The 9,815-nt window shown below is 47.7% G+C and carries 7 protein-coding genes and 1 pseudogene; 3 read left to right on the forward strand and 5 right to left on the reverse strand.

Going from position 1 to position 9,815, the window contains the following annotated elements; all coding sequences use genetic code 11:
* Positions 1–7: 7 nt before the first annotated feature.
* The 3 genes from T500_RS0101650 to T500_RS0101660 are packed head-to-tail and all read right to left on the reverse strand — an operon-like array spanning position 8 to position 3,842.
* Positions 8–1,414, reverse strand: a complete 1,407-nt coding sequence (locus tag T500_RS0101650; RefSeq protein WP_028906675.1) for a TolB family protein — start codon at positions 1,412–1,414, stop codon at positions 8–10.
* Positions 1,411–2,817 (reverse strand): DUF6057 family protein, encoded by a 1,407-nt coding sequence (locus T500_RS0101655; protein WP_028906676.1) that lies wholly within the window; start codon positions 2,815–2,817, stop codon positions 1,411–1,413. The genes T500_RS0101650 and T500_RS0101655 overlap by 4 nt, the downstream gene beginning before the upstream one ends.
* Positions 2,814–3,842, reverse strand: a complete 1,029-nt coding sequence (locus T500_RS0101660; protein ID WP_028906677.1) for a threonine aldolase family protein — start codon at positions 3,840–3,842, stop codon at positions 2,814–2,816. The genes T500_RS0101655 and T500_RS0101660 overlap by 4 nt, the downstream gene beginning before the upstream one ends.
* 104 nt (positions 3,843–3,946) lie before the next feature.
* Between T500_RS0101660 and T500_RS16235 the strand changes: the two genes are divergently transcribed.
* Complete coding sequence (locus T500_RS16235) at positions 3,947–4,921, forward strand: DUF3089 domain-containing protein (protein ID WP_051611814.1); 975 nt, start codon at positions 3,947–3,949, stop codon at positions 4,919–4,921.
* Positions 4,922–4,939: 18 nt separating this feature from the next.
* Positions 4,940–6,382: an acetylxylan esterase AxeA1 gene (gene axeA1, locus T500_RS0101670; RefSeq protein ID WP_028906678.1), complete on the forward strand. Its 1,443-nt coding sequence runs from the start codon at positions 4,940–4,942 to the stop codon at positions 6,380–6,382.
* A 40-nt stretch (positions 6,383–6,422) separates the two neighbouring features.
* On the opposite strand, the gene T500_RS0101675 is transcribed toward axeA1, so the two are convergent.
* Positions 6,423–8,402: a sensor histidine kinase gene (locus tag T500_RS0101675; RefSeq protein ID WP_080694743.1), complete on the reverse strand. Its 1,980-nt coding sequence runs from the start codon at positions 8,400–8,402 to the stop codon at positions 6,423–6,425.
* A gap of 81 nt (positions 8,403–8,483) precedes the next feature.
* A complete protein-coding gene (locus T500_RS0101680) occupies positions 8,484–9,449 on the reverse strand; it encodes an acetylornithine carbamoyltransferase (RefSeq protein WP_028906680.1) in 966 nt (321 codons plus the stop codon).
* 214 nt (positions 9,450–9,663) lie between these two features.
* Between T500_RS0101680 and T500_RS16800 the strand changes: the two are divergent.
* Positions 9,664–9,815 (forward strand): annotated as a pseudogene (locus T500_RS16800) (IS110 family transposase); the annotation flags it as partial.

Here is a 9,815-nt window from a genome sequence, read left to right on the forward strand (position 1 = left end):
TCCGTGACTATTTAAAGGTCACGGATTCTTTTTTCATTGCTTTTGCCACATCTTCAACATCGAACGGCACCTTGCCTTTACCTAGCTCTGGCGCATTGAACGACTTCAGATTGTTGTCGTAGAACGAAGGATGTGCCTGTGGCAGGCAGAAAGGCTTGTGGGCTTTACCATGCTTGTCAGTATAGCAGAAGTAGGGTTTGCCATACAGACCGTCGTCGCGTTTCGAGGCAAACACAAACCAGCGGCTATTGCTGCTCCAAGAGTGATAAGTATCGCTCTTGGCACTATTCACGATGCTAAGTGTATCAATCTTACCCGTTTGCAGGTTCATCATCTGCAAATCGGCCTCTGGATGCCAGATGGGGAAGGTGCCGTAGTCGGCTACGGTATAAAGAATGTATTGACCGTCGGGGCTGACACGTGGATGGCACACACTACGTTGCTGGTAAAGTGTATCTACCTGAGTGCCGATGGTGCCCGTTTTCTCGTCAAAGGCGATGCGTACCAGACTATACTGCAACTGTTTGATATCGTGAGGCAGACTCACACTATCGGCCGCACAGTAGTAGATGTACTTGCCATCGGGCGAGAAGGTAGGGAATGTCTCGAACTTCAGACTGTCGGAAAGCAGTGGTGAGGTAAAGATACGATGCTCCTGCATATCGGCCACGCATACATTCGACTCCGAATCGTACACTTCCAATCGCTTGCTGGGGTCGCTATGAAAAGCGGGAATAATCTTCTGGGTAGAATAGGTGATATAGCGGCCTGTGGGACTGAATCCGAAGTAAACACTGCCAGGGATGTTCAGCTTGCTGAGTATGCCGTTCTCATTCAGAATGGCACCGCCACCAGGACCACGCACGTACATCATGGATAGCTGTGGGTTCTGGTTGGCAAACGTGTGACAGTTCATACAGCGGTTCTCCAACTGCTCGTAATGTCCTAATGCGTTTACATCGAAGTTTTCTACGCAACGCTGTTGAATCTGTACGTTGTTCCATATCTCGTAATCGGGCTCGATGAGGCGGTAGGTGAGATAGGGATCTACCTTGTCGCTTACTACCTGCCAGGTGAAGGGCCTGTAGGCCGTCCACTGCCCGTTGATAAGGGCGCTGACGGTAACCTCTATACTCTTATCAGCAGATTGCTGTAACAGGGCTTTCCAATCATCGATGTCGAACACAGCCTCATTGCCACGGGCGTTGATGGTGATATCGCCAGCCTTTACCTCGATGGCCTCGCAATCGGCACGCAACAGGAAGTTAAGGGGGGCAATATTCTGTGGGATAGTTACATCGCAATAGTCGGGATAAATGGGGGGCAGGGCGTTGCTCTGCTGCACGTTCTCGGGTGTTGGCGTGCATGAGGCAAGTACTGTTAGTATGGTCAGTAAGGATAGTATTTTTTTCATATTTCAGGTGCTTTTATCTTATCGAAGTAATACCAATAGGTGTCCTTGAAATTGGCATTACCACGTTGTTGGTTATACTGTTGGAAACGCTGGAACACATCGCCGCGCTTGATGTATTTCTCCCACTCTTGTTGTGGTGCGTCGGTACCAGCCAGCCAGATGCAAAGAGCTTCCTGGTAGAGCGTTTTTAAACGCGGGTTGTTGGTGTCGATGCAATAGCGGTCGTAATCGCGCTTGAAGCTGGCAATATCCTTTAATACCAGTGTGCTGCACAGAATGTAATCCAAGGCTATGGTGTTGTTCGGATTGGCATTGAGCAACTGCATCATGAGCAGGTGGGCATTGTCGGTAATAGAGATGGTGTCGTGGCGATTTACCATCTGCATCTTCTGCTGATAGATGGTCTTGCCATTCTGGCGAACGTTATCGGCCCAACGGGCATATACAAATGTCTTGTCGAGAATACGTAAGTATTTCTCGGCTGCTAACGAATCACCACTCACGTAATTACACTCGGCCAAACGTTGCATCATTCGCACGTTACGGTTGTTGTGCGAGAACACGTTCGTCATCATGGCTGCACGCTCGGTAAAGGTCATATCGCCTAAGGCCCAATACAGCTCGTTCATGTTACGGATAATCAGCATTGGCGTTTCGGGACCAATCTTGTAGAAGGTTCCCAACTGGGTAGGAGTGAACTTGAGTAGGTGGTCGGGCAGCTGACCGCGTTGTGCTTGTGCCAGGTTGTAGAAGAACACCATCTGGTCGGTCCATCGGTCCTGACCTTCTACCATCTGTATCACTTTATCGTAATGGCCAAAGTGGTATTCGCAGTCGACAGCAAAATCCTTCTCTAAAACCAGATCTGGCATCTGCAATTGCTTGATGACAGGACTGCCAAATAGCAGATAACAGGGGAGCAGGCCACAAGCTAATACCGACAGCTTCAGGGCGTTTTTTCGGATGCTTGATACCCCCCATAATAAGAGCAGCCATCCCATGATAGAGATTGTAGATGAGAGGCGATAGCTGGTGCTGAAATGGCATACGGCCACGAACACCATCACAAACAGCGCCAACAGCAGGGCAACAGGTTTGCTAACCTTAAAGTTGGTGAGTGCCTTGTAAAGCAGACATGCGATGATGAGCAGGCAAGCGGTAAGGATCGTAGCTCCTGCAAACAGGTAGTAATAAAACTGTGTGAGGAAATCACCCACAAGACTTGCCAATCCACCTGACTTATCAGTATAGGTGGAGATATAATCCCACGACCAGAGGAATATTTGATTCTGCTCCTGGAAGAAGAAGTGATAGGGATACCAGAACTGAAAGAAACACCAGATGATAATGGCGCAGAGAATAATTGCGGCTGTAGGGTAATATTTATAGTATAGGTTCTTCATCCGAGTATCTTCTCTAATTCGTCTAATTCTTCTTCGGTGGTGGCCCAACTGGTTACGAAGCGACAGATGGTGTGGTATTTGTCGGCCTGACCGAAATGAGTGAACTTCATCTTCTGACTCAGTGCCTCAACCAGTGTGTTGTCCATAATTACAAACTGCTGGTTGGTGGGTGAGTCGACATAGAACTCGAAGCCTTTCTTGATGAATATCTGTTTCATGCGTATAGCCATCTTGATGGCATGTTCTGAGAGTTTGAAGTAGAGGTCGTCAGTAAACAGCGCATCGAATTGCAGGCCTATCAAGGCGCCCTTGGCAATCACGGCACCATGCTGTTTCTGGATAGAGAAGAAATGCTTGTGGGCATTCTGGTGCGTAAATACCACAGCCTCGCCGCAAAGGGCACCAATCTTAGTTCCACCGATATAGAATACATCGCAGTGGCGGGCCAGGTAGGGCAGGGTGATATCGTTCTCTTCGGCCATCAGTCCATAGCCTAAACGGGCACCATCTATATAAAGTGGTATCTCATAGTGCTGACATACCTGGTAGATGTCGTCAAGTTCCTTTGCTGTGTAGAGAGTTCCAAACTCGGTGGGGAAAGTGATGTAAACCAATCCTGGGTGTACAGCGTGGTCCTTGTTGCCGTCGTGCATATAGTCGTCGAGATACTTGTCGAGTTTCTTGGCTTCCATCTTACCATTATTATCGGCAATGGTTATGATTTTGTGTTCGGTGAACTCAACGGCACCTGCCTCGTGCACGTTGATATGACCACTGCCAACGCAGATCACACCCTCGTACTGATACAGCATCGAGTCGATAGTGGTGGCATTAGTCTGGGTGCCGCCGGTGAGGAAGAATATCTGGGCATCGGGCAGTCCGCAAGCCACACGGATGCGCTCTTTGGCGCGTTCGCTAAACTCATCAAAACCATAAGGGGTTGGTTTGGCATCGTTGTATTTAATCAGGTTCTCCAAAACTTTTGGATGAGCCCCGTTGTTGTAGTCACATTCAAATGAAATCATATTGTTTATTAGTTGTTTTTGCGTGCAAATTTACATAAAGTTTTGCGATTTATTTGCTAACTTCGCTTGAAATTTGTATTTTTGCACGCAAATTAGTCAATTATATGTGTACGAATAGACTAAAAACGGCTTTTGTTGCGCTTTCTTGCGTATGCGCTTCGCTATTCTTCGGTTCGTGGGATAGTGATAGTCAGTCGGTTATCGGTCCAATTCCCCCATCACCGCATTACGATGATCCCAGCCAGTGGTTTATAGTTAACCGCCAGGGTGAGGCCGATTTGTTTTATATCATCTCTACAGAAACAGGCGACCATATGATAGGTAGTGATACCTGCCATTTTGCCGACACTTACAATGCTGGTCAGCGTGGACAGATGAGGATTGAAATGCATGCTGTGGATTCGTTTTATTCAGGCAAACTGAATTACTATTCGCCTTATTACCGTCAGGTGTCGCTACAGTCGTGGTCGTCAACCGAAACTGCGCTTGCACGTTTGCCATTAGCCATGTCGGACTGCGTTCGGAGTTGGGATTACTATATCAAACATTTGAATCAGGGGCGCCCCTTTATACTGGCAGGCTTCAGTCAGGGAGCTCATGCTATGTTGGAGATTATGAAACGTATGCCGGATGATGTGGCCGACCGCATGGTGGCTGCCTATTTTATTGGTTATAGGATTACTAAGGAAGATACGGCCTGTTGCCGACATCTGCATCCGGCTTGCAAGGCTAACGATACCAAGGTGTCGATTTGCTTTAACTCGGTAAAGACACCTGAGTGCGAAATACCAGTGGTAAGTGCGGGTAATCTGTTCTGTATTAATCCCATCAACTGGCGAACAGATACGGTAGGCGCGTCGTTTGTGTATTACGACAAGGAGCATCAGAATGATACGCTCTCGGCACGACTCGACCCGAAGAGCAAGTTACTGTTGATAGGTGGCTATAAGAATGATGAACCGATGCCGGTAATCGGTATTCCGGGAAACTATCATCACATGGAACTAAGATTCTACTACCCTTATATCAGGCAGAATATGGCTGATCGTGTGGAGGCATTTATTAACAATAAAAACTAAATAAAATAAAGTGTAACTATGAACAGAAAACTATTCATGACTGGTCTGTTGATGCTTGCTATGACTATGCAGGCCCAGACCGCAAAGAAGTTTACCCTGAACCTGACCGATGACGGAAAGGCTCAGATGGTTTGTTTCCTGCCAGAGAATCCCTCAGGCAGAGCTATTGTTGGCGTGCCTGGAGGTGGCTACTCTATGCTTTCGAATACGCATGAGGGCTATCAGGCTTCCGATTGGTTGAATAAACAGGGTATCGCTTATTTCGTGGTAAACTATCGTTTGCCGCATGGTGACCGTACCATTCCAGTAGGAGATGTGGAGCAAGGCTTCCGTATCGTTCGCGACTCGGCTAAGGTCTGGAATATTAATCCTAACGATGTGGGCATTATGGGCTTCTCGGCAGGTGGACATCTGTCGTCGGTCATCTCAACGATGTCGCCTTATGAAGTGCGTCCTAACTTCTCGATACTATTCTATCCAGTAATCTCGATGGATGAGCGTGTATCACATAAGTGGTCGTGCATCAACTTTCTGGGTAAAGAGGGGTATAAGGATCCTAAACTTATAGGACAGTACTCAACCCAGAATGCCGTTCGCAGTCATCTCACGCCACCTGCTTGTATCATCAGCGCTAACGACGACCGTTTGGTGCCTGTGGTAACCAATGGCATACAGTATTATTCGGCTATGCGCAATGCCGGTAATGAATGCAGCTTGTTTATCTACCCTTCGGGCGATCATGGCTTTGGCTTTGGCACGTGGTTTAAGTATCACGACCAACTGTTGCAGGACTTAGGTAACTGGCTTAAGTCGATTCCTGCCCCCAAGGAGGATGCTATCCGTGTGGCTTGCATCGGTAACAGCATCACTGATGGATTTGGTATTGATATGCGTGCCAAGTACGGCTATCCCGCACAGCTGCAGGGTATCCTGGGTGATGGCTACTGGGTAAAGAACTTCGGCGTGAGTGCACGTACCATGCTGAACAAGGGCGATTTCCCTTATATGAACGAGATGGCATGGCGTGATGCTTTGGCATTTAAGCCCGATGTAGTGGTGATTAAACTGGGTACTAACGACTCGAAACCTGAGAACTGGCAGTATGGCGCTGAGTTTAAGCAGGATCTGGAACAGATGATTAAGACCTTACGCCCAGATTTGGTTCAGCCTGCCAAGAAAGGCAAGAAGAAGGGGAAGGCTGTAGCGCAGCCAGTAGGACCAAAGATTCTGCTTTGCACACCTATTCCTGCTTTCAAGCCCAGTTGGAAAATCAACGATAAGGTGATTACCGATGAAATTATCCCCATCCAGCAAGAAGTGGCTAAACAGTATGGCTTACAGGTTATCGATCTGCACACACTGATGCTTAACGATGGCGATAAGGTGGTAGATGATGGTATTCATCCCAACGAAAAAGGCGCTAAGAAGATGGCCGAGATTATTGCAGCAGCCATCAAATAAATACAATAATCCCCGTTCACAATCGAACGGGGATTATTGTTTAGTTTAGTCTAACCACAAACCGGGCACCTCGCGTGTATGTAGTGTCGAGTGTCAGGGTGTATCCCATCGAGGTGGCTAAGCATCGGGCTAATGGCAAGCCAACGCCAAGTGTATGCTCGTCGGGTGACAGACGTACAAACGGCACAAAGATACGCTCAGCATCACTCGCGGGAATGGTGGGACCTTCGTTGCTTACAGCAATGGCATAGGTTCCATCGGTTAGCGTGTGGCAGCTTAGTTGCAGTGTATCGCCTGTAGCATATTTTACTACGTTGTCGAGCAGGCAGTTGATTAGCTCCTGCAGCAGCATATTGGTGGTAATCTTCACATCATCGGCCACATCAGTTACAAACTCAATGTTCTTGGGCTGGCTTTTGATATGCTGGTCGTAACTGTTCAGAATGGTATGTGCCATCTCATTAAGACCAATCTCGTAGTTCATGGGGATAGGATAGGCATCGCCATAAAGACTGAATAATACCAGCTTGCGGGTAGATGTAGCTACGTCGTAGGCATCACGGCAGATAGCTGAGCGCAACTGCATATACTCATCGTGGGGCAACTGTCCGTCGGCATCGATGATAACTTCTGCTGTACCTATCAGTGTTTGTAACGGCGAGCGGAGGGCATCCTGACAAATACGCTTTTCCTCATCAGAAATTCCTAAATCGCCACGTGAGTAAGAATCAAGCACAGGGTCCATCAATGATTCGATGTTCTTGGCGGCTGCTACAATATCGCGGTAACGTTTACTGCGCTCCTCGGGCTTGAGCTTGAACTCTGGGTCGTTGAATATGCGTGCATAGTTTAGCAGCGAACTGATAGGTGATTTGAGCTTTTCAAAGATGGTTGTTACAAAGGCACGACGGATAGCCTGACCGGCCTTAGCACGACGGCGGGCCTCCTGTAACTCATGGAACTGCTCTTTCAACTTGAGATTTTTGAAATAGCGATAGATAAGTATGGCTATAAGCAGTAAGATGATGACTGTAGACAATAGACCTCCCAACATTAATTGCTTGTGGCGCAGTTCGCCTTTCTCCTGTTCGGCTTGAAGCATATCGATGCCGTGCGAGATATCCATGATATCATCCTCGAGCACCTCGCGCTCGTCAATCTGTTGAAAACTGTCCTTGAGTTCGGCGGCACGGAAGGCATGTTGCCAATCGCCCATTTTTTCATATACATCCAGTCGCAGCTCGTTTGCCATCATCGGCACATCAACAGAGTCGCACCAAGCCAAAGCGTGCTTATAGTCGTTTTTCAACATATAATGACAAACCATTACCTGATACAGGTTGGCAGGATTAAACCCTGCAGGATTATTCTGGCGAATACTGTCGTAGCGGGCATAGTAGCGGTCGAATGCCTGGCGGTCGCCTAGGCGGTTGGCGATGATGCAACGAAAGCCCAGCACGCCGCTATCGTACATCGGGTTATCGAGCATTTGTTTTGGCAGACTGTCGAGGCATGCCATGGCCTCGGTAGGATGGTTGCCGCTAAGTGCTTGAGCCAAAGATAGGTAGCAATTGAATACTGATATGGGTTCTTTGTTGGCATCTACTCCCTGAAGAGCCTTACGAAAGTATGTCTCACCCATTTCTGGTTGGTTTCTGCCGAAATAGAAGAAACCCAGACACATGTGGGGGATATACAGATATTTCTCCTGATGGCGATCGCGGATATCTTCGGTAATGTGATGAATCTCAGTATAGGCACGGTGGAAGTGCTTGTGGTTAACATCGTAAATAACGCGGTTCATCCAAGCACGGTAGTATTTGTCCCAAGCCTGGTTCTGTTCCAGGTGGTTGAGAAATAACTTTTGAGCATTGTAGAAGTCGGAATCGCTGCCACTTACCTGCGCTTGTTGAACGCGCATGGCTAGTTCCTGTTCTATGTTATCGGTATCAGCATAGATCTTGTTGCTACCGAGAAATGCCAAGGTTAAAAGTACAAAAAGGTATAGATAATGTTTCATGATGTTTTTGGGGTAATGGATGCCCCGCGCACTTCATTCATGATGACGCGGGGCATTGTTATTGGGAATTATTGTTTGCGGTTAAAGGGCTTCGAGCATGCGCTTGATAACTACCGAACAGCTAATCTCGCGGTTGGCTGCCTCGGGGATAACAAGGCTGTTGGGGCTCTCAATCACATCGTCTGTTACAATCAGGTTACGACGAACGGGCAGACAGTGCATGAACTTACCATTGTTTGTCCATGACATGTGCTCGGTGTCAACTGTCCACGACATATCCTTGCTGGTGATCTTTCCATAATCGGCAAGGTTTGATACACCTGGGTTACTCCAGTTTTTTGCATAGATGAAATCGGCACCCTCGAAAGCTTTCTTCTGATCGTACTCTACGCGGGCATTACCTACGAACTTTGGATCGAGTTCGTAACCCTCGGGGTGGGTGATGACGAAGTCAACATCGGGAGCGGCGTTCATCCACTGGGCGAACGAGTTAGGTACAGCCTGAGGCAATGCACGGCAATGAGGTGCCCAAGTGAGGACAACCTTTGGTCGTTCTACTACCTTATGCTCCTCGATGGTGATGAGATCGGCAAAGGCCTGTAGGGGATGAACTGTAGCTGTTTCCATTGCAAATACGGGACGACCGCTATATTTGATGAACTGTTGCAGCACGGTCTCGGCATAGTCGTACTCACGGTCGGTAAGCCCGGCAAACGAGCGTACACCAATCAAGTCGCAGTAGCATCCCATTACAGGAATAGCCTCAAGCAGATGCTCGCTCTTGTCGCCATCCATAATCACACCACGCTCGGTTTCCAACTTCCAGGCACCAGCATTCACATCAAGCACAATCACATTCATGCCTAAGTTCATTGCTGCCTTCTGGGTGCTGAGACGGGTGCGGAGCGAATTATTAAAGAAAATCATCATCAGGGTCTTGTTCTTACCCAGATGCTGATACTTGTAACGATCGTTCTTAATCTCAAATGCTTCGGCCATCGCCTTATCCAATGGGCCGAGGTCTTCTACGTTGATAAAACTTTTCATTGTATATTCAATATTAATTATTATATTTGCACTCGTTAACAACATCAAGGATGTGGAATAAGGCCGTCCTTTCATTCGTCATAAGACAGTAAGATATGTTCCGCCCCCACTCCTTAACATCCGAATCCGGACAGTTCACTGGGCATTGACCCCGCATTTGCAATGATGGTTCCAAGATGTTTCGATGTTGCATATTATTTAAAATGTTATTGTTATGACTTACATTGGTATTGACGTCAGCAAGGACTCTTTCGTCGTCGCTTACTCTCCAGACAAGAACAGCAAGACGAAGACATTCAAGAACACCACTAAGGGGATTCATGAGTTCATCAGGACTATCTCCAAGGAGGAGCACCATTGCGTCAT

Source organism: Xylanibacter ruminicola Ga6B6 (assembly GCF_000687715.1).
In the GTDB taxonomy this organism is placed as follows: Bacteria; Bacteroidota; Bacteroidia; order Bacteroidales; family Bacteroidaceae; genus Prevotella; species Prevotella ruminicola_B.

Bases quoted from the DNA above. Each gene is read 5' to 3' on its own strand.
- T500_RS0101650 (WP_028906675.1), bottom strand. From the start codon at position 1,414: ATGAAAAAAATACTATCCTTACTGACCATACTAACAGTACTTGCCTCA.
- T500_RS0101660 (WP_028906677.1), bottom strand. From the start codon at position 3,842: ATGATTTCATTTGAATGTGACTACAACAACGGGGCTCATCCAAAAGTT.
- T500_RS0101655 (WP_028906676.1), bottom strand. From the start codon at position 2,817: ATGAAGAACCTATACTATAAATATTACCCTACAGCCGCAATTATTCTC.
- T500_RS0101675 (WP_080694743.1), bottom strand. From the start codon at position 8,402: ATGAAACATTATCTATACCTTTTTGTACTTTTAACCTTGGCATTTCTC.
- axeA1 (WP_028906678.1), top strand. From the start codon at position 4,940: ATGAACAGAAAACTATTCATGACTGGTCTGTTGATGCTTGCTATGACT.
- T500_RS0101680 (WP_028906680.1), bottom strand. From the start codon at position 9,449: ATGAAAAGTTTTATCAACGTAGAAGACCTCGGCCCATTGGATAAGGCG.
- T500_RS16235 (WP_051611814.1), top strand. From the start codon at position 3,947: ATGTGTACGAATAGACTAAAAACGGCTTTTGTTGCGCTTTCTTGCGTA.